Source organism: Nitrincola sp., assembly GCF_048264025.1.
GTDB lineage: Bacteria > Pseudomonadota > Gammaproteobacteria > Pseudomonadales > Balneatricaceae > Nitrincola.
The window spans coordinates 1-24,049 of sequence record NZ_JBLXDN010000047.1 but is presented as its reverse complement, the minus strand read 5'-3'; the positions used below and the strand labels follow the sequence as shown (position 1 = coordinate 24,049).

Annotated in this window: 36 protein-coding genes; 31 read left to right on the top strand and 5 right to left on the bottom strand. The window is 48.8% G+C overall.

Annotated elements, in window-relative coordinates:
- Positions 1–615: 615 nt before the first annotated feature.
- Entirely contained in the window at positions 616–1,560 is a 945-nt protein-coding gene (locus tag ACN0R1_RS19325) for a hypothetical protein (protein ID WP_417585821.1), read from the top strand.
- A 96-nt stretch (positions 1,561–1,656) separates the two neighbouring features.
- Here ACN0R1_RS19325 and ACN0R1_RS19320 read toward each other — a convergent pair whose 3' ends face one another.
- Complete coding sequence (locus tag ACN0R1_RS19320) at positions 1,657–2,049, bottom strand: hypothetical protein (RefSeq protein ID WP_417585820.1); 393 nt, start codon at positions 2,047–2,049, stop codon at positions 1,657–1,659.
- A 746-nt stretch (positions 2,050–2,795) separates the two neighbouring features.
- Complete coding sequence (locus ACN0R1_RS19315; protein WP_417585819.1) at positions 2,796–3,791, bottom strand: GlxA family transcriptional regulator; 996 nt, start codon at positions 3,789–3,791, stop codon at positions 2,796–2,798.
- A gap of 580 nt (positions 3,792–4,371) precedes the next feature.
- On the opposite strand from ACN0R1_RS19315, the gene ACN0R1_RS19310 reads away from it, so the two are divergent.
- The 20 genes from ACN0R1_RS19310 (at position 4,372) to ACN0R1_RS19215 (ending at position 15,095) form a co-directional block, all read left to right on the top strand.
- The gene (locus tag ACN0R1_RS19310) at positions 4,372–4,671 is read left to right on the top strand and encodes a putative quinol monooxygenase (RefSeq protein WP_417585823.1); all 300 of its coding nucleotides are present in this window, start codon (positions 4,372–4,374) and stop codon (positions 4,669–4,671) included.
- Between the two features lie 148 nt (positions 4,672–4,819).
- On the top strand, positions 4,820–5,137 hold the full coding sequence (locus ACN0R1_RS19305) for a transposase (RefSeq protein ID WP_417585818.1): 318 nt from the start codon (positions 4,820–4,822) through the stop codon (positions 5,135–5,137).
- Positions 5,131–6,003, top strand: coding sequence for an IS3 family transposase (locus tag ACN0R1_RS19300; RefSeq protein ID WP_417585817.1), 873 nt, complete (start codon positions 5,131–5,133; stop codon positions 6,001–6,003). The genes ACN0R1_RS19305 and ACN0R1_RS19300 overlap by 7 nt, the downstream gene beginning before the upstream one ends.
- 70 nt (positions 6,004–6,073) lie before the next feature.
- Positions 6,074–6,352: a type II toxin-antitoxin system RelE/ParE family toxin gene (locus ACN0R1_RS19295; protein WP_417585816.1), complete on the top strand. Its 279-nt coding sequence runs from the start codon at positions 6,074–6,076 to the stop codon at positions 6,350–6,352.
- 10 nt (positions 6,353–6,362) lie between these two features.
- Positions 6,363–6,650 carry a HigA family addiction module antitoxin gene (locus ACN0R1_RS19290; RefSeq protein WP_036148342.1) on the top strand — a complete coding sequence of 96 codons (288 nt, stop codon included), beginning with the start codon at positions 6,363–6,365 and terminating at the stop codon, positions 6,648–6,650.
- Between the two features lie 95 nt (positions 6,651–6,745).
- Positions 6,746–7,237: a hypothetical protein gene (locus ACN0R1_RS19285; RefSeq protein WP_417585815.1), complete on the top strand. Its 492-nt coding sequence runs from the start codon at positions 6,746–6,748 to the stop codon at positions 7,235–7,237.
- Positions 7,238–7,510: 273 nt separating this feature from the next.
- The gene (locus ACN0R1_RS19280; protein ID WP_417585814.1) at positions 7,511–9,082 is read left to right on the top strand and encodes an IS1182 family transposase; all 1,572 of its coding nucleotides are present in this window, start codon (positions 7,511–7,513) and stop codon (positions 9,080–9,082) included.
- A 699-nt stretch (positions 9,083–9,781) separates the two neighbouring features.
- Positions 9,782–10,087 (top strand): hypothetical protein, encoded by a 306-nt coding sequence (locus ACN0R1_RS19275; protein WP_417585813.1) that lies wholly within the window; start codon positions 9,782–9,784, stop codon positions 10,085–10,087.
- 189 nt (positions 10,088–10,276) lie between these two features.
- A complete protein-coding gene (locus tag ACN0R1_RS19270; RefSeq protein ID WP_289282577.1) occupies positions 10,277–11,029 on the top strand; it encodes a hypothetical protein in 753 nt (250 codons plus the stop codon).
- Between the two features lie 232 nt (positions 11,030–11,261).
- The gene (locus ACN0R1_RS19265) at positions 11,262–11,414 is read left to right on the top strand and encodes a hypothetical protein (protein ID WP_417585812.1); all 153 of its coding nucleotides are present in this window, start codon (positions 11,262–11,264) and stop codon (positions 11,412–11,414) included.
- A gap of 172 nt (positions 11,415–11,586) precedes the next feature.
- Positions 11,587–11,844, top strand: a complete 258-nt coding sequence (locus ACN0R1_RS19260) for a type II toxin-antitoxin system Phd/YefM family antitoxin (RefSeq protein WP_029655535.1) — start codon at positions 11,587–11,589, stop codon at positions 11,842–11,844.
- Positions 11,832–12,134, top strand: coding sequence for a type II toxin-antitoxin system RelE/ParE family toxin (locus ACN0R1_RS19255; protein WP_417585811.1), 303 nt, complete (start codon positions 11,832–11,834; stop codon positions 12,132–12,134). The genes ACN0R1_RS19260 and ACN0R1_RS19255 overlap by 13 nt, the downstream gene beginning before the upstream one ends.
- 147 nt (positions 12,135–12,281) lie before the next feature.
- A complete protein-coding gene (locus tag ACN0R1_RS19250) occupies positions 12,282–12,533 on the top strand; it encodes a type II toxin-antitoxin system Phd/YefM family antitoxin (RefSeq protein WP_417585810.1) in 252 nt (83 codons plus the stop codon).
- Positions 12,523–12,807, top strand: a complete 285-nt coding sequence (locus ACN0R1_RS19245) for a type II toxin-antitoxin system RelE family toxin (RefSeq protein WP_417585809.1) — start codon at positions 12,523–12,525, stop codon at positions 12,805–12,807. Before ACN0R1_RS19250 ends, ACN0R1_RS19245 begins: the two co-directional genes overlap by 11 nt.
- Positions 12,808–12,945: 138 nt before the next feature.
- Positions 12,946–13,215 carry a type II toxin-antitoxin system Phd/YefM family antitoxin gene (locus tag ACN0R1_RS19240; protein ID WP_417585808.1) on the top strand — a complete coding sequence of 90 codons (270 nt, stop codon included), beginning with the start codon at positions 12,946–12,948 and terminating at the stop codon, positions 13,213–13,215.
- Positions 13,216–13,515, top strand: coding sequence for a type II toxin-antitoxin system RelE/ParE family toxin (locus tag ACN0R1_RS19235; protein WP_417585807.1), 300 nt, complete (start codon positions 13,216–13,218; stop codon positions 13,513–13,515). It abuts the gene before it with no gap.
- A 278-nt stretch (positions 13,516–13,793) separates the two neighbouring features.
- On the top strand, positions 13,794–14,039 hold the full coding sequence (locus tag ACN0R1_RS19230) for a type II toxin-antitoxin system CcdA family antitoxin (RefSeq protein ID WP_417585806.1): 246 nt from the start codon (positions 13,794–13,796) through the stop codon (positions 14,037–14,039).
- Complete coding sequence (locus ACN0R1_RS19225; RefSeq protein WP_417585805.1) at positions 14,039–14,338, top strand: CcdB family protein; 300 nt, start codon at positions 14,039–14,041, stop codon at positions 14,336–14,338. Before ACN0R1_RS19230 ends, ACN0R1_RS19225 begins: the two co-directional genes overlap by 1 nt.
- Positions 14,339–14,464: 126 nt before the next feature.
- Positions 14,465–14,941, top strand: coding sequence for an AAC(3)-I family aminoglycoside N-acetyltransferase (locus ACN0R1_RS19220; protein ID WP_417585804.1), 477 nt, complete (start codon positions 14,465–14,467; stop codon positions 14,939–14,941).
- Positions 14,928–15,095, top strand: coding sequence for a hypothetical protein (locus tag ACN0R1_RS19215; RefSeq protein ID WP_417585803.1), 168 nt, complete (start codon positions 14,928–14,930; stop codon positions 15,093–15,095). The genes ACN0R1_RS19220 and ACN0R1_RS19215 overlap by 14 nt, the downstream gene beginning before the upstream one ends.
- Before the next feature lie 61 nt (positions 15,096–15,156).
- On the opposite strand, the gene ACN0R1_RS19210 is transcribed toward ACN0R1_RS19215, so the two are convergent.
- Entirely contained in the window at positions 15,157–15,900 is a 744-nt protein-coding gene (locus ACN0R1_RS19210) for an SDR family oxidoreductase (RefSeq protein WP_417585802.1), read from the bottom strand.
- 36 nt (positions 15,901–15,936) lie between these two features.
- On the opposite strand from ACN0R1_RS19210, the gene ACN0R1_RS19205 reads away from it, so the two are divergent.
- Both ACN0R1_RS19205 and ACN0R1_RS19200 read left to right on the top strand, forming a co-directional pair.
- Entirely contained in the window at positions 15,937–16,899 is a 963-nt protein-coding gene (locus ACN0R1_RS19205; protein ID WP_417585801.1) for an AraC family transcriptional regulator, read from the top strand.
- A 97-nt stretch (positions 16,900–16,996) separates the two neighbouring features.
- The gene (locus tag ACN0R1_RS19200; protein ID WP_417585800.1) at positions 16,997–17,209 is read left to right on the top strand and encodes a hypothetical protein; all 213 of its coding nucleotides are present in this window, start codon (positions 16,997–16,999) and stop codon (positions 17,207–17,209) included.
- A gap of 125 nt (positions 17,210–17,334) precedes the next feature.
- Here ACN0R1_RS19200 and ACN0R1_RS19195 read toward each other — a convergent pair whose 3' ends face one another.
- Complete coding sequence (locus ACN0R1_RS19195; RefSeq protein WP_417585799.1) at positions 17,335–17,745, bottom strand: cupin domain-containing protein; 411 nt, start codon at positions 17,743–17,745, stop codon at positions 17,335–17,337.
- Between the two features lie 69 nt (positions 17,746–17,814).
- Between ACN0R1_RS19195 and ACN0R1_RS19190 the strand changes: the two genes are divergently transcribed.
- From ACN0R1_RS19190 to ACN0R1_RS19170, 5 genes are all read left to right on the top strand, one after another.
- Entirely contained in the window at positions 17,815–18,633 is an 819-nt protein-coding gene (locus tag ACN0R1_RS19190) for an AraC family transcriptional regulator (protein ID WP_417585798.1), read from the top strand.
- Positions 18,634–18,767: 134 nt separating this feature from the next.
- Positions 18,768–19,445: a GNAT family N-acetyltransferase gene (locus tag ACN0R1_RS19185; RefSeq protein WP_417585797.1), complete on the top strand. Its 678-nt coding sequence runs from the start codon at positions 18,768–18,770 to the stop codon at positions 19,443–19,445.
- Between the two features lie 347 nt (positions 19,446–19,792).
- The gene (locus ACN0R1_RS19180) at positions 19,793–20,140 is read left to right on the top strand and encodes a transposase (protein ID WP_417585796.1); all 348 of its coding nucleotides are present in this window, start codon (positions 19,793–19,795) and stop codon (positions 20,138–20,140) included.
- Positions 20,121–20,321, top strand: a complete 201-nt coding sequence (locus ACN0R1_RS19175) for a hypothetical protein (protein ID WP_417585794.1) — start codon at positions 20,121–20,123, stop codon at positions 20,319–20,321. Before ACN0R1_RS19180 ends, ACN0R1_RS19175 begins: the two co-directional genes overlap by 20 nt.
- Before the next feature lie 15 nt (positions 20,322–20,336).
- A complete protein-coding gene (locus tag ACN0R1_RS19170; protein ID WP_417585822.1) occupies positions 20,337–20,498 on the top strand; it encodes a transposase in 162 nt (53 codons plus the stop codon).
- A 350-nt stretch (positions 20,499–20,848) separates the two neighbouring features.
- On the opposite strand, the gene ACN0R1_RS19165 is transcribed toward ACN0R1_RS19170, so the two are convergent.
- Positions 20,849–21,730 (bottom strand): SDR family oxidoreductase, encoded by an 882-nt coding sequence (locus ACN0R1_RS19165; RefSeq protein WP_417585792.1) that lies wholly within the window; start codon positions 21,728–21,730, stop codon positions 20,849–20,851.
- A 168-nt stretch (positions 21,731–21,898) separates the two neighbouring features.
- Between ACN0R1_RS19165 and ACN0R1_RS19160 the strand changes: the two genes are divergently transcribed.
- The 3 genes from ACN0R1_RS19160 to ACN0R1_RS19150 all read left to right on the top strand — a co-directional run bounded on the left by ACN0R1_RS19160 (position 21,899) and on the right by ACN0R1_RS19150 (position 23,464).
- Complete coding sequence (locus tag ACN0R1_RS19160) at positions 21,899–22,432, top strand: TetR/AcrR family transcriptional regulator (protein WP_417585790.1); 534 nt, start codon at positions 21,899–21,901, stop codon at positions 22,430–22,432.
- Between the two features lie 199 nt (positions 22,433–22,631).
- Positions 22,632–22,994, top strand: a complete 363-nt coding sequence (locus tag ACN0R1_RS19155; protein ID WP_417585788.1) for a VOC family protein — start codon at positions 22,632–22,634, stop codon at positions 22,992–22,994.
- Positions 22,995–23,257: 263 nt separating this feature from the next.
- Positions 23,258–23,464 (top strand): hypothetical protein, encoded by a 207-nt coding sequence (locus tag ACN0R1_RS19150; RefSeq protein ID WP_417585786.1) that lies wholly within the window; start codon positions 23,258–23,260, stop codon positions 23,462–23,464.
- Positions 23,465–24,049: the final 585 nt, after the last annotated feature.

Sequence of the window (24,049 nt, the reverse complement as noted above, 5' to 3'; positions counted from 1 at the left end):
GTTGCTGATCCATCTTATGCGTCCTCGATCATGTGCAGTCAGCATTATCCCATGTGGAGGACTTGATCACACCTTCCTTAGGCAAGCGCATTGCCACCGTGGCTAGACGAAATCAGGCGATTCCTAGCCAGGGATATGGAGGCGACACGGGCACATGAGCTAATGGAGCAGATGCGGGAGGCTGGGTTGCCGATCTAGCCGAGTGCTCTATTCTCAAATAATGTGGGTTCGCCTCGATGTTTGCGGGCCGCTACATCTATTCGCATTTCAGGAATTTTGTCTATGGGGGCCTAGGGTGCTACTATACTAGGTAATGATCAAAACGCCGGATGCAATCCGCTGGATAGGCTGACCGATTAGCTAAAGTTATTCCGGTAAGTCCCGATAACAAGAGTAGGGAGTATTCCGAAGGGGTTAGAGTATGGGCGTCAATTGCATACTGCAATTGGCAAACCAACAGCGTTTTTCTCGAATGGTTATCAGTGAGATGTCAACCAACTTTGGCTTTCAAAGCACGCAGAAGCGGCCATTGTCCGCCACGCTTAAAAAATGGGTGCATACCTTGATGCAAAGGTTCGTTCAAATCACGTATATGTATTTAGTGGAGGCATTGTTGTGATATCTACCATAAGCAGCCAGCCAATTGGAGTGCAAAATAAATACGCTAGTTTGGAAAAAACGGGATCTGGAGTCGAAGAGAAACCTATCAAGGACAGTGCTGGTCCTGAAAATAGTAATAACGACGTTACTATTTCAGATGCTGGCAGGAAAGCACTAGAGGCGTCCAGGGGCGGTCAATCCCCTAGCTATTACGAACAGTTTATGCCGACCTATGACGGATTTACAGCTGCTAATATTGCATTAGGTGTCAAAGAGCCTGGTCGTGATACATTTTCTGCTGGAAAAGATTTTAGCCAGGTTGCGATAGATGCACGCGCTAGTATGGATAATAATTATGAGCGCCTGGAGTCGATTGGAAAGTCATATCCGCCAAATAACGCACCTGCAGAAAGCAGAAATTCGTTACTGGGTGAGCTTGATAGGCGAGCACTCTATGCTGTTGCAAGTAATCAAGGCGAAATGTTCACAAAAGATGAGCAGGCCATAGCTCGTAATAAAATGAATCAACAACAGGGGCTTGCCATGGGACTTTACAGCGGTCCGACGAGCGAAAAGGATCAGTTTTCCGACCCTTTTGTTGGGAATATGGCGTCTAAGTTCAAAGCTGGGATAGAATTTTTAGATGCTGTAGGCAATGAGGAAAAAGGGACCTCTTTTGAATATGCGCACCAGCGCGCGGGCGTTCAAAAAGCATATGAAAGTGCGTCAATCAAAAACGGAGAGATACCAGAGGATTTTATGTCAGATAGTCCTCTTATAATGTTGTTATATGAAGCTATGGATGCAGCAGAGAAGTTTGGATCAAAAAGTATTACAGAGGGTCAAATTCTGAACGCGGAGGATATACGAAAACAGTCTTGGTTTAGTGGTTACGAGAATAGGTTGGATGATTCTATAAACGCCACCAGAGAGCTATACGTACCCAACTTCACTAAATAAATAGCCGAAAAGACAATATCTTATAAATAATTCACTGTGCAATGTATATCTACGTTACACAGTGAATTAATTTTAGTAAGATCAGTTTAAAAAAATTTATTCTACGGTAAATCGTACAGAATACTCACCAGTAATAAAGTTTTGTAGAATTACTTGTGATTCACAATCCGATGCAGGCTCAGCTCCATCTGAGAACTGGTATAGAGATCCGACTTTAATTACCGACCAGTTAAATCTGCAGCTTTGATAAGTGAAAGCACCTGCATCAACGGTGCCGGGGGTTTCTGATACAACAACGCTGGTATCGTTCGCAAATAACGGATCTGGCGCTGGAGGTGTCACAATTCCAGACGTATTCGATCTGATTAAAGTTTCATCTGAATTGCTGTCATTCACCAGCTCTATAGTCGTGGCCGCCGCGAGAGTCGGTAGTGATGTGGCAAACAATAAAGCTGCAAAGATCAAACGTAATGGTCTTATCTGTCTCATAATATTCCCCTAAGAGCTGATATTCATTCGCGTACCCGCTATTGGAATTAACGGCGGATTTCTCGCTCTGTTCGCCCAATGAGTGTAGTTGCAGAATTGAATTTTTAAAGCACAACTCATGCTGAAATGAAAATTATTTAGCAAGGGCCAGTCGTCGACTAATTACTGCGCAACTTTATGAATTGTGGAAAAAATGGTGTCGATATCATTGATGCCAAAGGCTTAGCGTACAATTTTTTCCGTTTCGTGAACTGACCCCTATCAGGTTCAAATGCAAGAAAAAGTTTTTTCCAAGCTGTTAGTAATTCTAGCTGGGCAAACGAAGGGTATTTGGTTGCAACATCAATATCTGATTCAAGTGTAGAGCAAGAATTAAGAATGCTGTCAGCACTACATGGAATTGGCGTAATTTTATTGAATCCTGAAAATCCGATAAGCTAGTAGGTATCGTTTCGATCTTGTTTGGCATTCTTCTTATAGTTTATGCTGTCACCTCGGCTGCAGAGCTAATCGATCACGGTTACATGACTTACCAACTAAAAGTGGGCCGGGAATTCATGGTTTCAGGAAAGCGCAGCTTTAACAATACTAGGGATTTCTGGTGTGGCAGCACTATTTTTGTACGCAGGGATCACTAGATATCAAGGAAAGGGATAGCTAGCATGAACAGAGCATATAACCAGTTTGGTCTGCATCGCTTCGCTGGACTGCCGCTTCGCGTCAGCCGCAGGGCTAAAAGCTTAACTTTAATTATTGCGTCTTTGTTGTTGATAGTTGGAAGGTGTCATTTTTATTTTCTGCTTAAAGAGACGACGAAATACGCTATCGTCCGTATAACCCAGAGAAAGGGCGATTTCCTTTACGGACGTATTGGTGGTTGCTAACAATGTGCAAGCATGGCTTATTCTAACTCCGTCAATAAAGGCTTTGGGGGTTTCTCCGGTTAACTCTTTTAACTTACGATTTAGCGTACGTTCAGAAACCGCCATTATTTTTGCCAAATCACCAGCGCTCATGGTTTGGTAGTGTGCTTTACGAATGGTATATTCCGCTTTTGCTAGGAATGGATTGTTTGAAGCCTGATACCCCTCCGGCACATACAGGTTTTGAGATTTTGGTATCGCATCAACGACAGAAAAATCAGCCACAACCTTCGCCGTTTCAATACCAGCAAGCTTTTTCACTATATGCAATGCAATGGTGACCCAGGAAAGTGGGCCACCAGCAGTGATGATACCGTTATCATCAATTAATTCACTTGCCCATACCGCATTCGCCTTTGGGAATCGTTGCTTTAATTCATCATGTAACCACCACGTGGTAGTGCATTTTCGGTTATTAAGTAAGCCCGCCTCTCCAAGTGCAAATACACCGCTACAAGAGCCACACATGAGCGCTCCTTTTTTATATTGTGTAGCCAACCATGAGCAGGTAAGCTTATCTGTAGTGGTTTTGGGTGGGTGTCCTTGAGCATTTGGAATAAACCCCGGTACCAACACTGCATCGCAATGCTTAATTGAAGCAAAATCAGAGTCGACCTCAAAAATACGCCCATGCCCGTCAGTTATCGGCTGCCCATCATGATTCGCCAAAATCACGTTTGGGTGCCACTCCACCTTCGAAACCGCTCCATCTCCAGACTTCTGCACAAAATGCAAACCACTTAATGCAAAGATATCAACCATACCCATAAGCCCTGATGGCAAGGCGTTATTCACTGAAAGAATCACAATTGTCGTCATCCATACACTCCAAAAAAATAATGGCAGATATTGCATGCATAATGTCTTTTTTGCCACTAATGGTCAAGCTGCGCCAAACCCTACAATAGCACCTCGATTTCAACATAAGGGGAATTTATGAAAATTTTCAATCCTATGCGTAAAGCAAATATTTATCTAACTGTATTTCTATTCATTTGAATGAATGTGTCTATATCACGCTCAGAATGTACCAAAACAGGAGACTATCATGAAAGAAGCAAGCTATATCCCATTTGAGGCCAAGTCTGGACAAGACAAAGAGCTAACTGCTTTTCTAAAGGAAGGCGCAACACTAGTCGCGCAAACTGAACCCAATACATTGTATTGGTATGCGCTTAAAAAAAACGATGGCAGTTTCGGAATTTTTGATTTTTTTCCAAATGAAGCGGGCCGGTCAGAGCACTTTGCAGGGAAAGTAGCAGCCGCATTAAATACCAATGCAGATACGCTCGTAGCGCATGGTTGGGATAAGGGGGTTGTTGCTAATATTTCTAACTTTAGCGTTTTATCCTATAAAAAACCTGACACAGACTTAGAAAATGCAACAAGCGCAACTTATATATTGTTAAAAGCCCAACCAGGAAAAGAGCAAGAATTACAGCAGCTATTAATCGGAGCCGCGTCTGTTGTCGCACAAACTGAACCAAAAACGTTGTTATGGACATCACTTAAATTAGATAGCAACACTTTTGGTATTTTTGATACCTTTGTCGATGAGCGTGGAAGAGAAGCTCACTTTTCCGGGAAAGTTGCTGCTGCCCTCAAGGCCCAAGCGGATGATCTTGTCGTTGGCGGCTGGGATAACGGTGTTCTAAACAACATTCATAATTTTGAGATTATTGCAGAAGCTGGCAAATAATTTTGGTCTTCTAGCTTGTTTGCTCACAATTAGCCTAACAAAGTGTTCAACTGGACCCAGCTACGCTGGGCCAGTTAACACGGCGTTATGTGCCCAAGTTCCCCAAGAAAAGTAGACACCTAATCCCTACCTAATGGAGGGTGTCATTATGACCAGAAAGACGAAAAACAAGTACAATCACTACACCGAGGATTTCCGGCGTGAAGCGGTTCGCCGCGCGGATGATCCCAATACCAGTGCCGCCGAGGTAGCGAAAGAGCTCGGTATTCACCCCGGCCAGATCTACAATTGGCGTAGGCAGTACAAGCGCCTGTCTGACAAGCAGTTCAACAGTGTCCAGGGGGTGGATTACTCTATGAAAGAGAGCGAGGAGATCCGTAAGCTAAAGCGGCAAATAGCTGATTTAAAAGAGGAGAACGAATTCCTAAAAAAGGCGACGGCGTACTTCAGCAAAGACAAGTGGTGAAGTACGCGTTCATTGAGTCGTGCCGGGGACAGTATGCGGTCCAGAAGATGTGCGGCTGGTTGGGTGTTAGCCGCTCTGGCTACTACAAGTGGCGGTCTCGATTGCCCAGTGCTCGGGAGCTAAGGCGTCTGGAGGCAGAGCGTATGCTCACGGCCCTGTTTAACCGCTTTAAAGCCCGCTATGGTTCACCGCGAATAACGGTAGAACTCAACGAGAACGGGTTTCCCATCAGTGAGAATACGGTGGCAAAGCTTATGGAAAAGCAAGGGCTTAAGGCTAAAAATGGGAAAGGATATAAGTACTTTCCTGACGTATTGGCAAGAAACCATGTCAGTGACAACCTGCTCCGGCGTAACTTCTGCGCGAGTAAGCCTGATGAAAAGTGGGTGTCTGACATTACCTACATTAAGGTCGAAAAAGGCTTCGTGTACTTGGCGGTAATAATGGACCTGTTCTCTCGTAAGATTATCGGCTGGTCGCTCGATACCACCATGACCAACCAACTGATCATGGATGCCTTCACCATGGCAGCGGCCTCACGTAAAGTTGAGCCGGGACTGATTCTGCATTCCGACAGAGGGGTCCAGTACCGGTCCGGCGAATACCAGGCGCTGTTGTTGAACGAGGGTATACGTCCGAGTATGAGCCGAAAAGGTAACTGTTGGGATAATGCCGCTATGGAGTCGTTCTTCGCACGCTTTAAGGTTGAAGCCCTTTATGCCGAGGATGTAACCAACAAGCAGGAGGCATACTCCTGCGTTTTTGAATACATTGAGCTATTCTACAACAGCCACCGGCGACACAGTTCATTGGGCTATAGAAGTCCGAGAGCGTATGAGCATGAGTATGCGCAGATGTGCGCTTAAATCAGTGTCCACTTTTGGTGGGGAAGATCAGTGCTTTGACACCTGATACGTTACAGGGTACGCTCAAGGAATGATTCGAAGCTTCAAACACAAGGGCTTGGCAAAATTCTTCAAGTCCGGCAGCACTGCAGGGATTCAGGCCGCTCATGAAAAGAGGCTTCGGCTAATTCTCGGTAGATTGAATGCAGCGGCGAATGCCAAAGATATGGACTTACCCGGTCTTCGCTTGCACGAGCTCTCTGGCAATCGTGCCGGAATCTGGTCAGTGACCGTCAGCTGTAACTGGCGAGTGACCTTTCGATTCGAAGACGGAGATGCCGAGATTGTGGACTACGAAGATTATCACTGAGGTACCGCCAATGTTAATGCACAACCCTCCGCACCCGGGTGAAGTGCTGCGAGAGCTTTGTCTTGAGCCCCTTGGCCTTTCTGTCACAGCAGCTGCAGAGGCATTGGGCGTTAGCCGCAAAACGCTGAGTGCCGTGTTGAATGGCAAGGCCGGCATCAGTCCGGAAATGGCGATCCGGCTCTCTATCGCTTTTGATACCTCGGCAGAAAGCTGGCTGAATCAGCAGTCCCAATATGAACTCTGGCATGCTGAACAGCATCGCAAAGAGCTCAACGTGAAGAAGCTTGTTGCAGCCTGAGGTAACACATAACCAGGCCATGCACCGGATGCCAAAACCTCCGCTTCGCTGCGGTTCTGTCACCGGTGATGGCGGGCGTTAGGAGTAAGCTCTAGATGGACTCATTGCCACCACAAGTCTTGATTCCCGTCGGCGTCATTCTGGCGGCGCTTATTGGCGGTTTTTTCTCCCTGATTAGTTTGATCATATCGAAGGAGCAGAAAACTTCGGAATTTAGGCAGCAGTGGATAGACAGTTTGAGGCAGGAAATCTCAGATCATATCGCTGCGTCAATTACCTTGTCTGCAATGCGGCAATTTCAATCCGTCACCGATGAAGAATTCTTAAAGGTCGCGTCAGAAGAACAGCAGCGGGTAGCATCTACATTCACGTCGATTAAACTGAGGGTTAACCCCGAAGAATCGGATGAGAAGATAAAAAAGCTGAACGACGCTTTTCTCGAAAAGCTGGAGGAATGTCGTCGACTCTACAATAACTCTCAGTGGGAGGACGCAAGAAAATGCTGCAACGCCCTTACAGATTCAGCTATCCCGATGTTAAAGGCCGAGTGGGAGCGGGTTAAGCGTGGTGAAAGGGTTTACGTTTGAGCAAGGCGGTCGGCGCTGTGGATATCTGGATTGGCTTTGGTTGCGGCTATCGCAGCTGCAGTTGTGCTCTGGCCAAGCGTTCAAGAGGAGAAAAGGAGTGTTCCCGAGTCTGAGCAAGTGCAGCCTGATCAGAACTTCTAACAAAGCAATTAAATTCGCTCCCTACGGTCGCCGGACGCTCGTTCCTCGCGCCGTTTATTGCAAGCGTTCAGGCTGTAGAAAAACCTCTTCATCTATGGTCTGATGAGATTTTCAGGAGACGGAGGCTCTGGGATGGCTCGATTCAAACATTACGACTACAACCAGATGTCGATGGTGGTCATCAACTACTTGGAACAGATTCAACCGGGTACTTTTGAATTTGCGCTACACTATCTGATCTCTGAAAAACTCGACCTGTCTGCTTTTCATCAGCCCTATAAAAATGATGCTGAAGGCCGCCCAGCCTATGATCCGGCTATACTGCTCAAGATTATTTTATTTGCTTACTCAAAGGGCATTACCTCCAGCCGTGAAATCCAGTGGTGCTGCGAAACCAATATCATCTTCAAAGCGTTATCCTGCGATACCGTGCCGCACTTCACCACGATTGCTCACTTTGTCAGTAGCCGTGGCCTGGCGATTGAAGCCTTATTTGAACAGGTGCTGCTGATCTGTGATCAACAAGGGTTGCTGGGTCATGAACTCTTTGCCATCGATGGCTGTAAGATGCGCTCTAATGCGTCTAAGGAATGGTCTGGTACTTTTAAGGAGTTGGAACAAAAGCGCCAGAAGCTCAAACGCCTGATCCAGCATCACCTCAGTGAGCATCAGGAAAAGGATACCCATGAAAGCGAAGAAGCGCTGGAGCGTGATATTCGCAAGGCCAAGACCATCCAGACACTGGATGCGGCGGCCAACAAGATCGGTGATTTTTTAAAGCGCAGCCAGCCAAGGATGGGCAAGGGCAAACGCAGCAAGGAAGTGAAGAGTAATATCACTGATCCTGAATCAGCAAAAATGACCACCAGTAAAGGCACCATTCAAGGTTACAACGGTGTTGCCGCCGTCGATAAAAAGCATCAGATTGTCATTGATGCTCAAGCCTTCGGTGAAGGACAAGAGCACCACACCCTGCAACCAGTATTGGAAAGTATCAAGGCTCGTTATCAACGACTGGGCATTAATGACAACGTATATGCAAGTGGCATCATAGCGACGGCCGATACGGGTTTTGCGAATGAAGCCAATATGGAATACCTTCACCAGAACCAGATCAACGGTTACATTCCTGACAATCAGTTTAGAAGCCGTGATCCCAAATTCACACACCAGAAAGACAAATACGGCAAGCGCCACCAGACACCCGGTAACCCTAAAGTTAAACACCTTATTCCAGCCAGTGAGTTTCAGTTTGATCCAGTGACGATGACGTGCAGATGTCCAGCGGGTGAGCAAATAAGTCATCGAGGTATCAGAACTAATGAACACGGCCAACTTACAGCCTACTTTGAAGGTCGGTTGCTCCAGTGTCGTCATTGTTCTAAAAAAGCGAGTTGCATGAAAAACCCGGCATCAGCTGACCATCGCAAAGGAGCCGGAAGGCAAGTGAGCTTTGCGCTTAATGATCAAAGAACACCCACCTACACCGACTGGATGAAACACCGAGTGGATAGTCCGAAGGGTAAGCAGATTTATAGTCACCGAATGTCTGTGGTGGAACCGGTATTCGGCAACATTGGGACCAACAAAAAGCTAAACCGCTTTAGCTTGCGCGGTAAAAGCAAGGTTCAGGGCCAGTGGCAGTTGTACTGCTTGGTACATAATGTTGAAAAACTGGCGAAATACGGACAGTTAAGTAGTTGAAGCAACGAAGGCGGAAGCCCGGCTGAAAGCCTTATCAATCAGGCCGCTGTTGACTGATGTGGCAGTAAGACAAAGAAATGCCAGTCCCGAGAACGCCGAAACAGACATTGAAGGGAGTGGCATTATAAATGAACAAATCGAGCACCGAGGAAAGATTGATGCACTATAAATTGGTTTTTCTACAGGCTCGTTAGGCGTAAAATAAATCGAGCCTGGCACCAATATCACTCAAAACGCGCAAGGATAGCAGGGTTGCTGGGGCAATCAGTGCCTGGGATCGGCCTTTGGGAAGATGCGGCTGCCAGCGGCCAATTTCTTCTCCATCATCGCTCTTCGGTGGTCAGAAGGGCTTAAACCGAGTCTTGACGGCACTCCAGATCAGGGAGATATTTTCGCATAGGCGGTTGGACTTCCTATTCTTGAAGCGGCGATCCGGGCTGATCAAGGCCGTGGCCACTGCGGACATCAAAAAAACAACCCGTGTGAACTGAGAGGTCAATTCCGGATGTCGCCAGGAGGCAGTTTCTGATTTCGCTTGACACTTATTCGGCGTTGTGCATCCAATATCTTGGAGGCCTAATGCGCAACGAACAGCGGTAGTTGACTTCCAAGTAACTTGACTTAAGTTACTGTTTTTATGTGGTTGCGCCCCGCGCATTGGGGAGCTAATGAATAGATCAATACAATTGGAGAACTGCTATGAAGATCAAGAGCATACTTACTGGAATGGCTGTCATATTCGCTTTATTGTCATCAGCAGCACATGCGGCGGATGATTTCTGGGAGCACACGCGGTTAGGTTACACAATTTATTTTTCTGGAGGTTATGCAACCACTCCATTTAACCCGCCGTCTTCTGTCCCCAGAAGGGACGCTGAAATTACAGACGTTTCCTGGGATTGGAATACCATTCCTAACGGCCATACGTCTGAAGAAGTCGAATTGTGTTACCGAAAACAATACTCATCCTCTGATTTTCTTTGTATCGATATATCAGCTGCGTAAAATGACAATTCAGATGCATTTGACGGGTTTAACGCCCGTGGCACTTTCCTTTTACGATTTACTTTAGTCGGAGGAGCGTATCCAGCGTATTCAACTATCCGTACAGCGGATACAGTAAGAGTGGATTACAGCTACTGATGTAATACAATATGACAGATTACCCCCTTTGTCATAAGGAGGAAATGCAGCATGAATATCATCACTGGATTTATTAACAGCTCAGCCCAAAGCGCATTGCAGTCGGATACCTCCGTTGCTAATTCCAAGGATATAACGAATTCAGAGAATACAAGCAGCTCCGGCTCTCGGATCAGCAATACTACTAATCCAGCCCTGCAGATTAGCGCCCGAGGTCATTCTATAAGCCTATTGGTGCAAGGCGCGAACGAGTTTTTACGCCAAGAACTTGGGCCCAGTTACCTTCCCATAGCAAGAGGCCAAGCGTTGCTTGACCAAGCCGTTAGCATGGTAACAGCCAATACCGAAATTGATATAGATGGCCAAGCGTTGAGAAATGCCTTGCAGCAAGAACACAACATTCGTGAAACGATACCAAGACCTAACCCTTCATCTGATAGTGGAAATGTCTTTGATTTTTTATCGGAAAGCGACAGAGAAGCGTTGGAAGCTGCGTATGATTATGCTGTAGAGAACAACCTCGATGCTGATGATGTTGAACTGGCAGCCGGGTTACTTGCCAGTGACCGACGACGCCAAGCCGCTATTGCTTCAGGTACAATCTATTTAGTGCATGAGCCAAGTGAGAATGCAGGCAAGTTTATTCCCCAATCATCAGCTAACTTACCCAATACAGACACTAGCAATCCGCGCCAGTCACTGATTGATCGAGTGACATCCGGCGACCTATTCAGTAAAAATCCGTTTCTCAACCAGGCGTTATTCATCGAAGCGGCGTTTCGCACCCTGCAATTAAAGAATTAAAGGGGTCTGGTTGAAATTATTTTTCCAGGCAAAGAATCAACACACGATCAATCGCCTAACGATGGCATTCAGCCGCGCGCGCGAATAGCGCGCCGGCTGATGCTGGCGTTAGGCCAGAAGCCCAACGTTCATATCTGACGATCAAAAGTCGTCACTTTACAAGAAGGGTTTGAGTTATAGCGACAACCATGTTTTTGAAGAAACGGTAAAATGTCAGGGCGGGAAAGAAAAAATGGATATTGAGTTTGGCCGCTCTTCATTCTATGACGAGGATAGTATTTATCTGAATGTCGATGGCAAATCTGTGATTATGGATCGTGCTACAGCCAAGAAATTTGTGGAAACCGTTCTGGGTATTGGCCACTATTTCGGTTTTGTCGATTAATCATCGGCGCAAAACCGGTAATTGAGCCTAACAATCACAGTCACGGCGACGTCTACTACATTGCGGCTTCGCCTCCATTTCGCAGCCGCGCGTGCTGTTGGCGTTAGCTGGTATTGCCACCCTCGAAAAGTGATACTATAGTGATACTGTTAGTCTGATTCAGGGTGAGCCTATGAAAGTTGAGCTTGTTACAAACCTTAAGCGCCAAGCCACAAAAATTTTGGCTGACCTGCACCTGTCTAAAGAGCCGGTACTGATCACCGAGCATGGTCAGCCGTCCGCATACCTTGTCGATGTGCAGGATTACGAGTTCATGCAACGTCGCCTTGAGTTGCTTGAAGGGCTCTCACGGGGAGAGCTTGCTGTACTTGAAGGAAGAACGTACAGCCAAAGTGAGGCCAGGGAGAAAATGAGTAAATGGCTGAAGTAATCTGGACGGAGCCTGCGCTTCAAGAACTGGATGCCATCGCTGAGTACATTGCTCTGGATAATCCTGTTGCTGCAAGTCATCTGGTTCAGGACATTTTCGATAAGACCGATCGCTTGGAAGATTTTCCCCAATCCGGACGGATTCCTCCAGAGCTCCCTAATTCGGTATACAGGGAGGTAGTGGTTCCACCGTGCCGTATTTTTTATCGTGAGGATAAGAAGCGAGTTCTCGTCCTCTATGTCATGCGAGAGGAGCGGCAGCTTCGTGCATACATGCTTGAGAACAGCTAACCAGGCGCGTCACTCGGATGCCTTTTTTTCCGCTTCGCTACGTCAAGGTAACCGGTGCGCTCTGCGTTATGCCTACAAGCTCGTAGCGCCTAGCAGCAAAATGGACTAATATATGACCATAATTTAGATCTAAATAGAGGTTTTTTTATGCGCCAGGTATTAGCGGACTTTTCTGTAAGCATTTCAGAATTAAAGAAGAACCCTTCAGCCTTGCTTTCTCAGGCAAGTGGTTCACCTATAGCGGTGCTAAATCACAACAAACCTGCAGCCTACCTGATTCCAGCGGAGACCTACGAGGCTCTGATGGATATGCTCGAAGACTATGAATTGGCGCAGCTTGTTGAGGAGCGTCGTGGCGACAAAGATCAAGCTATAACGGTGTCGTTGGATGACTTATAAGCTGCGATTTCTTCCGGCTGCGCTTAAGGAATGGGAAAAGCTTGGTCCCCCGATCAGGAGCCAGTTCAAGAAAAAGCTGGCGGAGCGATTGGAAAATCCCAGAGTGCCTGCTGATAAGTTAAGTGGCTATGAATCCGTGTACAAAATTAAACTTCGCTCTGCTGGATACCGGTTAGCCTATGAGGTTGTTGACGATGAGCTGTTCGTGTATGTGCTTGCCGTAGGCAAGCGGGAAAAGGGCAAGGTTTACTCGTTACTCAAAAAGCGAACCTGACATGAAGCAGAGCAGGCATAACAAACGGTTGCAACAGGCGTAGTTTCACTGCGCTGTTGAACACGGGCGTTATGTTTCTTGACCGCACCTGTTAACTGGTGCTATTAATAGTACCAAATCGTTGACTAGGTAATCACTATGCAAGTGAAATTTTCCGAGGATGTCATTCCTCTATCAGACCTGAAGATCAATCCCGGAAAGGTGGTTGGTCGAGCGCAGGATACGCATCGCCCAATCCTGCTTACAAGTCGTGGCCGTGGCATAGCTGTGGTTCAGGGGCTCGAGGATTATGAGAGAACCGCAGAGGAATTACGGTTTGTAAAGGCGGTGGCGCAGGGGCTAATGGATGTTCGCGAAGGCAACACAGTATCGTTGGAGGACGCCAAGAGAACGTTGGGCATCAAGTAAATGGAATTACGCATAGCACAGTCTGCTGTTGAGGACTTACAGGCTATTCAGGAGTATTACAGAGACCAGGGCGTGCCAAATATCGGTGATGATTTCGTGGCTGCTATCTTGGAGCATTATGGGATGCTTCAAATCCACCCTGATGCTGGCCGAGTTGTTCCTGAATTCAGCATGGATCATATTCGCGAACTGATTCACGCGCCATTTCGGGCTGTCTACCTCAGGCAGGCTAAAGAGGTTGTGCTCATACGAGTCTGGCGGAGTGAGAGGCCGCTCGAATTACCAGAAAACGAAACATAACAAGTCATTCCAGTTCATTCCGGCCTGCGGCCTCCATCGGACGCCCTTGTCAGGGCGCCGCTGAATATTGGCGTTAACTTTCAAGGAGGCTACTATTTTGAGAACTGATGGCATCGAAGACCCTTCTGATCCTGAGTTTCAACGGCTGCGTTCGCGCTGTTAGGCCACTGAATCAGTTAATTCCCTTACGTCAGCGATAAAAGTTGCCTTAGCGCAGCCTTGATGCGCAAAAACTATGCGCATACAATTAGGGTGTCGTTCCGCGAGAGGATTGAACCATGCATACTGCTGAAGCTACCAAATCTGCCCGAAGGCCAACGAATCTATCGCTTGATAGTGCTCTTCTCAATGAGGCAAAAGCCCTGGGAATCAATATCTCTCGCTCTGCAGAGGCGGGGATCGAGGAGGCTGTGAAGCTGCACAAGCAAGAGAAGTGGCTGAAAGAAAATGCCAAAGCCCTGGCAAGCTCGAACGCATACGTTGAAGCTAACGGTTTGCCGCTCGCACGGCACCGTCAGTTCTGATGGCCCGTTTCGACATCTTTGAAAATGGGGGTGGGTCCGGTTATCTGCTGGATGTTCAGTCAGATATTCTTAGTGGCTTGAACACCCGGGTTGTAGTGCCACTGTTACCCAGATCCTCCGCGCCATTCCCTGCCCAGCAGCTGAATCCTGTATTTAGTATTGAGGGGCAGGAGTTAGTAATGGCCACTCAGTTCATGGCGGCTGTGCCCGATAGCGAATTGCGTTCCTGCGTTGGTAGTCTTGCTGAGCAGCAGGATGAAATCTCCGCGGCGTTGGACATGCTATTTTTGGGCTTTTGATACAAAAAATGCTTCGTTTGCAGTGTAGTGCCGAAGTAGCCTAACCATTTGTTGCACGCGGATAAATTGTTCACTGTGCTCACAATTTACCGGTGAGCAAGGCGTTAGGCAGTTTAGGAGATGTCGATGCTAGCAGAAATTCGCCAACTTACGCCGAATGACGTCGGCCTGATGATGGCCTTGTCGACATGCTTTGGCGAAGCGTTTAAGGACATGCCCACCTACACAAAAAAACGCCCAAGTGCAGACTATCTGAAAGGTTTGCTCAGCGGTGATTCCTTTATAGCGCTGGTGGCGCTAGAAGCCATAGACGTTGTCGGCGGACTCGCAGCATACGAGCTGAAAAAATTCGAGCAAGAGCGCAGCGAGATCTATATCTACGACCTTGCCGTGTCATCGGAGTACCGGAGGAAGGGAATAGCTACGGCTTTGATTGAGAGGCTAAAACTAATAGCGGCTGATCGAGGTGCCTATGTCATTTTCGTTCAGGCTGATACTGGCGTCGAAGACGAGCCGGCAGTCGCGCTATATACCAAGCTTGGGCAGCGAGAAGAGGTCCTACACTTTGATATTTCAATCGAGTCTGGTGATGAACCTGCATAATAAAGCGCATCAATTCGCGCCTGTCGGCACCTGGGCGGCATCTCAGGGGGTGCAGTCACTGGTACAACAGGGTGTGTCGCGCAAGGACATAGAAGCGGTTAGTGATCTACTATTCGAGGCTGTTGTCGGTAAGCTGTCGCAAGCTGCGTCTTAGCCAGATCCTCAGCCTCCGACTAAAAGCCGTCTGCACGAAAAGCCACTTGGCCCCTTCTCATTCACTTCATCTGAGCCAGCGCAACGGCATCAGCACCAGCGGCAAACCGAAGCGTGCCTGATTCATCATGAACCGCGCGCCACACCGCCTCTGCCACATCAGACTCGTGGGTCACGGCGGATAGCTGCGATAGCGCGGCAAAACATGACTGCGCAAATGGCAGGTAGGGCTCGGAGATCAAGCCTTGCATGCGTTCTTGTCCGTTCTCGGTAAAACGTGTCGAGGGCGCGTAACCGGGCTCGATAAGTTTGACCCGTAGGTTGAAGGCTTCCAGCTCCAGAGCGAGGGAGCCGGTAAAGCCCTCGATAGCCATTTTGCTGGCAGTGTAGGCAGCAACCAGAGGGAACGGGGCAAGGGTCGCACTCGAGGTGACATTGACAATAACGCCCGACTGGCGCGTGCGAAATTGTGGCAGTACCGCTTGGATCATCGCCATCACGCCGAAGGTATTGGCTTCAAACACTTCGCGCACGGTAGCCATCGGCGTCACTTCAAAAGCACCGAAAAGCCCGACGCCTGCATTATTGACCAGAACGTCGATCGGACCGCTGGCTTCCAGCGCGGCGACAATGCTCGCGGGCTGGGTCACGTCAAGCGCGATTACGTGCATTCGGGGCGAGTTGGGCAATAAGTCCTTCCGTGGAGTACGCATAGTGGCAATAACATTCCAGCCGTGGGCGTGAAAGTAATGGGCGGTTTCGAGCCCGTAGCCAGATGAACAGCCAGTGATCAGTACAGTTTTCATAATGAAGTTCCTAATGTGTTGGGTGGGTGTAATTAAATGATAGTCAGAGGCCTAAGGACTATCTATAATCAAAAGTCCATTAATTATTTGTCAGAGTCCAGAATGAGCGATCCCCTGTCAGAAGTCATCGCCTTGCTGCGGCCTAAGGCGGTGTTCAGCAAAATCATCAGCGGTGCCGGTAAGTGGGGCGTTTGCTACTCTGCGTTTGAAAAGCCAAGCTTTTGCACCGTGCTCGAAGGGAGTTGCCTGTTGATGGTTGAGGGTCAAGAGGCCATCACACTTGAGGCGGGCGACTTTGTGCTGATGCCCGCCACGCCGGGGTTCACCCTGTGTGGTTCCGAGCCGGTAACGCCGCAGCCAATCGACCCAAAAGCGATGACTTCACCGGGGGACGAAATTCGCCATGGAAGAGCCGACGGCAAGCCTGACGTGCGCATGCTGGGCGGGCACTTTGTGTTTGATTCACCGGATGTGTCACTGCTGGTGGCGCTGCTGCCGGTATTGCTGCACGTGCGCGGGGTGGAAAGACTTGCTGTATTGGTGCGCCTGGTGCGCGATGAATGCCTGGCGCAGCGCCCAGGCCGTGAGCTTGTTCTATCCAGGCTTGTGGAGGTGCTGTTGGTTGAAGCCTTGCGCTCGATGGCAGACGAGCATGCCCCTGTCGGTTTACTGCGTGGGTTGGCCGATACCAAACTGGCTGCCGCTATGCGGTTGATGCACAGCGATCCGGCTCGCGCTTGGACAGTGAAAGCGCTTGCCAGGCATGCGGCACTGTCGCGTTCTGCATTTTTTGAACGTTTCACCCGCGCCGTTGGACAACCGCCCATGGAGTATCTTTTAGCTTGGCGTATGGCTCTTGCTAAAGACCTCCTACGCGATAATAATGTCGCCATCGCGACCGTTGCCGAGCGCGTGGGTTACGGGTCGGCCAGCACTTTTAGCACAGCATTTAGCCGACACGTTGGGCAACCACCGGGGCGCTATGCGCGCTTGCTCTAAAGTGGCTGGCCTTAAACATCGCGGCCTGTGTTCGCTGGACTCGCAACAAGTTGCTCGCCGTTTAGGCGTGCGTTAAATTTATCAACATGGCACAAGCATGAAGCTAAAAAAATTACTTCAACATGACTTTGTCATCGAATTCGGATCACACTTGGTGACAGAATTTGAAGATAAGTTGTTTGTTGGTGCACTAAGGAACTTTTGCTCATATCAGAACCCACTGAGGTTCAACAACTTTGCATTTGCAATGCGAGAATTGCTGAGGCATGAGTTTTGGGGGGACGCTCACTTCTTGCGTTTTGCAAGGTAAAGAAATAGGGCTTAGCTATTGTGTAAAATTCAAGACCTGATAATCATCTAGCCGACTCCTCACTGAAGATCAGAGCCGTATTTCCCGCTAAAGCGCGATGAACCATAGAAAAGCCGGGGTGCACTTCATTCCTCTACCCGGGCCACCCCTCCGGGACCATCGACATTGACGAGGGTTTCTCCTTCGCCGAGACGCACAAAGACATAGTGAACATCATCGCCCCCTTCGACTATCTGGGCCCGATGGATCACCCGCCGCGGGAAATAGGCATAGTCGCCTTTGCCGATCTCGAAGGAGTGCTCGCCGTTTTCACCATAGTCGACACGGATTCGACCCGAGAGCATATACATCACGCTGTCGAACTCCTTATGATGATGCCACTGGCTTGGCGTATCGAGTGCCGTGACATGGCACTCGCCAATCCAAAGCGGGCCTGCCTCCAGAGCCTTCTTGCGATTCTGCCCTGGCGTCTGCGGGCCTTGAGTAAGCTGCTCTGCTTTGATGACGCCGATCTGTTTAAATATTCCTCTGCTCATGTCTATTCCTCTCATTAGTAGGGTTACGCTCTGCTTTGATAGCCTCGAATTTCAGAGTATTATGGTTTTATGAAGATAACTGGACATTTTTTGTCGCCAAACAGACAAGCTGAAATTCTTCCTTTCGAGACCGCTTCGCGTCCGATCGTCGGATTCGCCCGTGACTACCCGACGGGCCTGTCTTCAGGCATGCACAGTCACCCAAGAGCGCAGTTGCTCTACGCGATCTCAGGCGTCATGCGAGTGGATACGCAGGACTCCAGCTTTCTTGTGCCACCGACAACCGCGCTGTTTCTCCCCGCCACTGTTGAGCACACCGTCAAAATGGACGGCCCGGTTGCGATGCGTGCGCTGTTCATGTTGGAGGAGGTTGCTCAGCGCGTGGCAAAGGTGACCAAGGTCATTGCGATATCGGGTCTGCTGCGTGAACTCATCCTTGCGGTCTGTGCCGAGGGGGTGGAGTGGGAGCGCGAAGGCAGAGGAGATCATCTGGCAGCGTTGGTGTTGGATGAGATCGGCAAGGCGGAGCCGCTTCCTCTCGGTCTGCGGCGGCCAACTGACGCACGCCTCCGACAAGTGTTGGAGGCACTGTCGAAGTGTCCGCACGACAGACGCAATCTAGAAGAGTGGGCGGATGTTGCCAATACATCGAGCCGTACGCTTGCCCGATTGTTCCGGACGGAAACGGGAATGAGCTTTCGACAATGGCGTCAGCAGGCGCGTCTGACGGCGGCACTCAGTGCCCTGTCCACCGGCGCCACTCCAACTCGGGCGGCTGCTATCGCGGGCTTTGACTCGGTCCCTGCTTTTGGTGCTGCGTTCCGTGGGCTGTTCGGAATCACACCGGGCCAGGCGCGGGGCCAATATTTCGGTGCCCACGACAAATAAACAGGTATTGTCCGATTGGAGATAGAAATTGTCAGGTTTCTATCCGTCCCGTCAATTAGAGTGTCTTTAGGCTGAAGACCACGGTGGCCCCCCATCCGTTAATCTCAGCCAGAACTATTGTAGAGGAGACTCCTATGGATTTATCGAATTGGCCTGGTGCCCCCCGACCTGAGCGGGTGACCCTACAAGGGAAATATGTACGGCTGGATCCGCTCAGCGAAGCAACGCACGGGGCGAACCTGTTTTCTGCTGCGGTCGAGCCCGGCGCGGATGACCGGTTTCGTTATCTGCCTAACACGACCCCTCCAGACTATCCGACCTTCGCCGACTGGCTGCAAAAATCGGAAGCATCGACCGACCCGATGTTTTTTGCGGTTATAGATATGCGGACCGGCCGGGCCGAAGGGCGCCAGGCACTGATGCGCATTGATGCGGACAACGGGGTTGCCGAGGTTGGTCACATTCTTTGGTGTCCTGCAATCGCACGCTCAAGCGTGCCGACCGAGGCGATTTTTCTGATGGCGCAGTATCTCTTCGACGAACTCGGTTATCGCCGATTCGAATGGAAATGCGACAACCAAAACCTACCGTCGAAACGCGCTGCAGAGCGGTTCGGCTTCGTCTTCGAGGGAATTTTCCGTAATCACCTGGTGGTGAAGGGCAAAAATCGTGACACAGCCTGGTTTGCGATGACGGATGAGGATTGGAAATTGGTAAAGCCTGCCTACCTGGCCTGGCTAGATCCGGATAATTTCGATTCAAACGGACAGCAGCGCTCCAAGCTGGGAACCGTCGCCGCCACCCGGTCATAACATAGTCAGGTTGCCAACCCCTCGGTGTTGTCATTGGTCGGCAGGCGTAATGGACAGTCTCGGTAGGTCTCGGAGCCATTTGACCTGAAAAACTCATTCGGCCGGCGGCAGACGGGCAACATGTGGTCGGCATCTACCGGCGCTTCTAAAAGCCTGACAATAGGTACTACTACCGAATGGGAGTCACGCCTACTGCAGGGGAACTGGGGTCGGGACTGCGCGAAAGCGTGCAGCCCCTTACTTTTACGTTCAGGCTGTAGAAAAACCTTTTCATCTATGGTCTGATGAGATTGTCAGGGGACGGAGGCTCTGGGATGGCTCGATTCAAACATTAGGACTACAACCAGATGTCGATGGTGGTCATCAACTACTTGGAGCAGATCCAACCGGGTACCTTTGAATTTGCGTTGCACTACCTGATCTCTGAAAAACTCGACCTATGTGCTTTTCATCAGTTCTATAAAAATGATGCTGAAGTCCGCCCAACCTATGATCCGGCTATACTGCTCAAGATTATTTTATTTGCTTACTCAAAGGACATTACCTCCAGCCGTGAAATCCAGTGGTGCTGCGAAACCAATATCATCTTCAAAGCGTTATCCTGCGATACCGTGCCGCACTTCACCACGATAGCTCACTTTGTCAGTAGCCGAGGCCTGGCGATTGAAACCTTATTTGAACAATCACCTCAGTGAGCATCAGGAAAAGGATACCTATGAAAGCGAAGAAGCGCTGGAGCGAAATATTCGCAAGGCGAAGACCACCCAGACACTGGATGCGGCGGCTAACAAGATTGGTGATTTTTTAAAGAGCAGCCAACCAAGGATGGGCAAGAGCACCCACCTACACCGGCTGGATAAAACACCGTGTGGATAGTCCGAGGGTAAGCAGATTTACAGTCACCGAATGTCTGTGGTGGAACCGGTATTTGGCAACATTGGGACCAACAAAAGGCTAAACCGCTTTAGCTTGCGCGGCAAAAGCAAGGTTCAGGGCCAGTGGCAGTTGTACTGCTTGGTGCATAATATTAAAAAACCGTTAAAATACAAGTAGTTAAGTGGTTGAAGCAGCGAAGACGGAAGCCCGGCTGAAGGCCTTATCAATCAGGCCACTGTCGACTGATGTGGCAGTAAGACAAATACCCGTCCCGAGAACGCAGAAACAGGCATTGAAGGGAGTGGCAATATAAATGAACAAATCGAGTGCCGAGGAAAGATTGATGCGCTATAAATTGGTTTTTCTACAGGCTTGTTATGCAGTTCGTGTAGTGACCAGAAGCGCGCCTTCAATTTCGCTGAGCTAATCGGAGCTAAAGAATTACTACTGGACACCTCTCAGCGAAGGATGCGATTGTAATATGACTGTAACAGGGACAAAAAATAGTTTGCCCCTGTTACCTAAAATTACGCGTCAGCGCCGCCTAGTACATTGTCTAGTTGCATTTCTTTCAAAACACGGTCTTGGATGGGTTGTTTGGCAGCGTTAATTTCATCAACCCCCCAAACCAAACCGACCGCCGTGCGTGTAGGGCGTTTACCAGCAGGCATATCTGCAAGCGCCAAATAAGTATCCACGACCATCTGTGGATCAGGTGCTTGATCACTCTGCATAAATTTACCGAATTCCTCGAATATGGCGGCAGGAATATTTGCCAATTCACCATAGCTGTCCAGTATGTCTGTGCGTTTAGGTTGTTGCCCTGCTGCACTAAGACCTGTCGGGAACGGGCCTGGCTGCACTATGGCAATATCAATACCGAAGGGTGCCACTTCGTAGCGTAAGCCTTGAAGGTAGCCTTCCAAAGCATGTTTGGTAGCGGCGTAGGTAGAAAAGTACGGTGCTGAAATCTGTCCAACCATGGATGAGGTGTTAAGGATCAGACCTGACTTGGCCTCACGCATAGCGGGTAAAACAGCCTGTATAGTGCGCATAGCACCATAGTAATTGGTTTCCATCTGCTCTCTGGCTTGGGCAATGCTAAAAGCCTCCGTAATGCCAAGATACATCACGCCCGCATTGTTAAGCAAAATATCAATTTTGCCCGCTTTAGCCAGTACACTTGCAATGGCAGTTTTGACAGATTCGTCATTGGTGACATCCATATCAACAACATGGATGAAATCGCTATACGCTTCCAGCTCGGCCTTCACTGCGGCATTCTTACCTTCCGGGCCACGCATGGTGGCGAACACTTGATAGCCTTTATCTGCAAAGTCCTTTACTGATTGTTGGCCAAATCCACTGCTGCTTCCGGTGATAACTATGTTTGTTTTTGCGTCACTCATTTTTCTTTCCTGCCAGGTTGTCAATTAAATACCAGCTGGTACAATAATTCCTGATGCGTCGCATGTCAAATTAAAATACCGGGTGGTATAAAAATGAGTTCAAATCCAACAAAACCTTCAAGGGGGCGACCCAAGACCCTAAATCGAGACCGTGTTTTGGATGTGGCAATGGAAGCCTATTGGAAAGAGGACATCGGCAGTTTATCCCTGAATGAAATCTGCAGGAGATCTGGTGTATCGAAGCCAGGGCTTTATCGTGAATTTTCGAATGAAGATGGCTTGATGAAAGCAGTACTTATTAGGTATCAGGAACAAGTACTAAATCCTGTACAGCAGATGTTGAACAGTGAAACTTCGTTTCGAGAGACGCTTGATAGCCTCGTATCATTTGCCACCTCAGCTAGTTGTCATCATGAAACCCCAATGGGATGTCTTTTTATTAAAATGCGTGAATCACGTACGCACTTGGGTGAAGCAACACGAGCGCAAGTTGATTTCCTTGAGGAGCAAGGATTAGCTGCTTTCAGGAAATGGGTGGAGCGTTCAAAGGTCAAAGGTGAGTTTTCTGCAGACATGTCACCAGAGTTTGCAGCCACCTATATCGATGCACAGATAAGCTATGCTTCGTCACAGCTCACTCGTGGTGAGGACCCAGAAATTGTGAAGAAGATACTGTCAGTCGCTTTTTCTATGCTGGGATGAGCATGCCTGTCAGTTCGGTATTTCTGCAAGAAGCAGGCATTTGCTCATTTGGGGTGAAAGAGAGCTTATGTAAATTCTGTTTGGTGGGCACAGAGCAATGCATAACAATCCACAGCACACGGAAATTTTACTTGCTTCGCTCCCAAAATTCCGGTGAGTGGTGCGTTAGCCACTTTAGAATGAAAGCAAAGGAGAAACGATGTCTAGCTCAAACATAAACAGCGTGGTTGCAGTTGTCCCGGTCAATGATCAAAACACAGCCGTTGCGTGGTACAAGAAGTTGCTCGGACGAGATGCGGATCTCGTACCGGTCGAAGGTGTCGCCGAGTGGCAACTCGCGGAGAACGCTTGGCTTCAGGTTTCCATTGACTCGGAGCGTGCAGGCAGTACAACAGTCGTCATTGGCGTCAACGATATCGACGCTCAATACAGTGCCTGTGCGTCGGCCAATGTGTCATGTGGAGAGATTGTTGAGTACCCGGACGTTATCAGGATGATCGAAGTGACTGACCCGGACGGCAACAAGGTTACATTTGTTCAAGACATTTCCCAGAGGGCATAGCATGCCCGTAGTGGCTAACACATATGAGCCACCTCGGAGTCAATAGGTAAAACCGCTCTCCTGGCCGCGTTAGCGACCAGTCTGTTGTCCATCAGCAAGATAGACTGCTTCATCTGTAATAATGGTTGCCAGGCGATAGCCTGCAACAAACACATATCGGGGCTCTCTTATCTCATGCTCAATGAGCGCCGGCTCATTTCAGCTTCCGTACTGATAGCAGGGGCACCACGCCTACAGGGATGTAGGCGATAGAGCGACGCAGGATGCCAAAGCCGAGACATTCATCGGTTAATCTGTTGTTGGCACTATTCAAGGTGCGGGCTTCAAGCCAGTTAGTTTCAGGTTCAGCACAGGTGCAAACCATCTTGCTGATGGTGGTGCGCGGTGACAAGGTGTCTAATCAAAACGCACTGGCTACGACCGTGAGCCAGAAGGTGGGTATTACTAGTGGCTACCCAACCTTCATATGAGTATCAGCCAGGGTGTTCCAGTTAGACCTTCAGCTCACCTTGTCCCGTGACTTAACCGGCTAAGAAACTTTTCTCATCGAACACCTTGTTTTCCGAGCGCAAGGGTATTTTAGATCCAGGTTATTCGGTGGCAAGTCTATGTCATGTTGAGCACTGAAATCGCTAACCAAGTACCAGCAGCGCATACAAATCGATTCCACAATAGTACGGATGTTGTGTAGTATAAAAGCTCATTGTGTCTTCTCCTTTTTGGTTTCGTCGCCTTCCAGCTTAGCCAATCTGGCTAGGCTGGGGAGAAGGCTCAATGAGTATCAAGTGACTGTTGTCGGATGCACCTGCGCTGCTCTCCGGTACGCCGCAAAGCAAGCGTTAGAAACACAAAATCTTAGGAGATACAGGATGTATATAAATGATTTAGCTAAAGTGGCTATTGATGGCGTGATATCAATACCAATGGATCTGGCATACGGAGCAATAACTTAGATATGGCATACATAATAATTGAAGATCCTGAATTCAGATAATAACCGCAACACTCATGTGATGGGCCAGGTCGGAGAGAGGCCAGCTACCGAAATGTGGTAG

Excerpts from the sequence above, each read along its gene's own strand:
- ACN0R1_RS19250 (WP_417585810.1), top strand. The coding sequence starts at position 12,282 with ATGCGCCAGGTATTAGCGGACTTTTCTGTAAGCATTTCAGAATTAAAG.
- ACN0R1_RS19215 (WP_417585803.1), top strand. The coding sequence starts at position 14,928 with ATGAACCTGCATAATAAAGCGCATCAATTCGCGCCTGTCGGCACCTGG.
- ACN0R1_RS19290 (WP_036148342.1), top strand. The coding sequence starts at position 6,363 with ATGTTAATGCACAACCCTCCGCACCCGGGTGAAGTGCTGCGAGAGCTT.
- ACN0R1_RS19220 (WP_417585804.1), top strand. The coding sequence starts at position 14,465 with ATGCTAGCAGAAATTCGCCAACTTACGCCGAATGACGTCGGCCTGATG.
- ACN0R1_RS19260 (WP_029655535.1), top strand. The coding sequence starts at position 11,587 with ATGAAAGTTGAGCTTGTTACAAACCTTAAGCGCCAAGCCACAAAAATT.
- ACN0R1_RS19275 (WP_417585813.1), top strand. The coding sequence starts at position 9,782 with ATGAAGATCAAGAGCATACTTACTGGAATGGCTGTCATATTCGCTTTA.
- ACN0R1_RS19190 (WP_417585798.1), top strand. The coding sequence starts at position 17,815 with ATGAAGATAACTGGACATTTTTTGTCGCCAAACAGACAAGCTGAAATT.
- ACN0R1_RS19195 (WP_417585799.1), bottom strand. The coding sequence starts at position 17,745 with ATGAGCAGAGGAATATTTAAACAGATCGGCGTCATCAAAGCAGAGCAG.
- ACN0R1_RS19280 (WP_417585814.1), top strand. The coding sequence starts at position 7,511 with ATGGCTCGATTCAAACATTACGACTACAACCAGATGTCGATGGTGGTC.
- ACN0R1_RS19235 (WP_417585807.1), top strand. The coding sequence starts at position 13,216 with ATGGAATTACGCATAGCACAGTCTGCTGTTGAGGACTTACAGGCTATT.
- ACN0R1_RS19205 (WP_417585801.1), top strand. The coding sequence starts at position 15,937 with ATGATAGTCAGAGGCCTAAGGACTATCTATAATCAAAAGTCCATTAAT.
- ACN0R1_RS19165 (WP_417585792.1), bottom strand. The coding sequence starts at position 21,730 with ATGAGTGACGCAAAAACAAACATAGTTATCACCGGAAGCAGCAGTGGA.
- ACN0R1_RS19180 (WP_417585796.1), top strand. The coding sequence starts at position 19,793 with ATGTCGATGGTGGTCATCAACTACTTGGAGCAGATCCAACCGGGTACC.
- ACN0R1_RS19255 (WP_417585811.1), top strand. The coding sequence starts at position 11,832 with ATGGCTGAAGTAATCTGGACGGAGCCTGCGCTTCAAGAACTGGATGCC.
- ACN0R1_RS19210 (WP_417585802.1), bottom strand. The coding sequence starts at position 15,900 with ATGAAAACTGTACTGATCACTGGCTGTTCATCTGGCTACGGGCTCGAA.
- ACN0R1_RS19230 (WP_417585806.1), top strand. The coding sequence starts at position 13,794 with ATGCATACTGCTGAAGCTACCAAATCTGCCCGAAGGCCAACGAATCTA.
- ACN0R1_RS19270 (WP_289282577.1), top strand. The coding sequence starts at position 10,277 with ATGAATATCATCACTGGATTTATTAACAGCTCAGCCCAAAGCGCATTG.
- ACN0R1_RS19200 (WP_417585800.1), top strand. The coding sequence starts at position 16,997 with ATGAAGCTAAAAAAATTACTTCAACATGACTTTGTCATCGAATTCGGA.
- ACN0R1_RS19265 (WP_417585812.1), top strand. The coding sequence starts at position 11,262 with ATGGATATTGAGTTTGGCCGCTCTTCATTCTATGACGAGGATAGTATT.
- ACN0R1_RS19225 (WP_417585805.1), top strand. The coding sequence starts at position 14,039 with ATGGCCCGTTTCGACATCTTTGAAAATGGGGGTGGGTCCGGTTATCTG.
- ACN0R1_RS19295 (WP_417585816.1), top strand. The coding sequence starts at position 6,074 with ATGATTCGAAGCTTCAAACACAAGGGCTTGGCAAAATTCTTCAAGTCC.
- ACN0R1_RS19155 (WP_417585788.1), top strand. The coding sequence starts at position 22,632 with ATGTCTAGCTCAAACATAAACAGCGTGGTTGCAGTTGTCCCGGTCAAT.
- ACN0R1_RS19285 (WP_417585815.1), top strand. The coding sequence starts at position 6,746 with ATGGACTCATTGCCACCACAAGTCTTGATTCCCGTCGGCGTCATTCTG.
- ACN0R1_RS19160 (WP_417585790.1), top strand. The coding sequence starts at position 21,899 with ATGGAAGCCTATTGGAAAGAGGACATCGGCAGTTTATCCCTGAATGAA.
- ACN0R1_RS19245 (WP_417585809.1), top strand. The coding sequence starts at position 12,523 with ATGACTTATAAGCTGCGATTTCTTCCGGCTGCGCTTAAGGAATGGGAA.
- ACN0R1_RS19185 (WP_417585797.1), top strand. The coding sequence starts at position 18,768 with ATGGATTTATCGAATTGGCCTGGTGCCCCCCGACCTGAGCGGGTGACC.
- ACN0R1_RS19305 (WP_417585818.1), top strand. The coding sequence starts at position 4,820 with ATGACCAGAAAGACGAAAAACAAGTACAATCACTACACCGAGGATTTC.
- ACN0R1_RS19240 (WP_417585808.1), top strand. The coding sequence starts at position 12,946 with ATGCAAGTGAAATTTTCCGAGGATGTCATTCCTCTATCAGACCTGAAG.
- ACN0R1_RS19315 (WP_417585819.1), bottom strand. The coding sequence starts at position 3,791 with ATGACGACAATTGTGATTCTTTCAGTGAATAACGCCTTGCCATCAGGG.
- ACN0R1_RS19320 (WP_417585820.1), bottom strand. The coding sequence starts at position 2,049 with ATGAGACAGATAAGACCATTACGTTTGATCTTTGCAGCTTTATTGTTT.
- ACN0R1_RS19150 (WP_417585786.1), top strand. The coding sequence starts at position 23,258 with ATGCCAAAGCCGAGACATTCATCGGTTAATCTGTTGTTGGCACTATTC.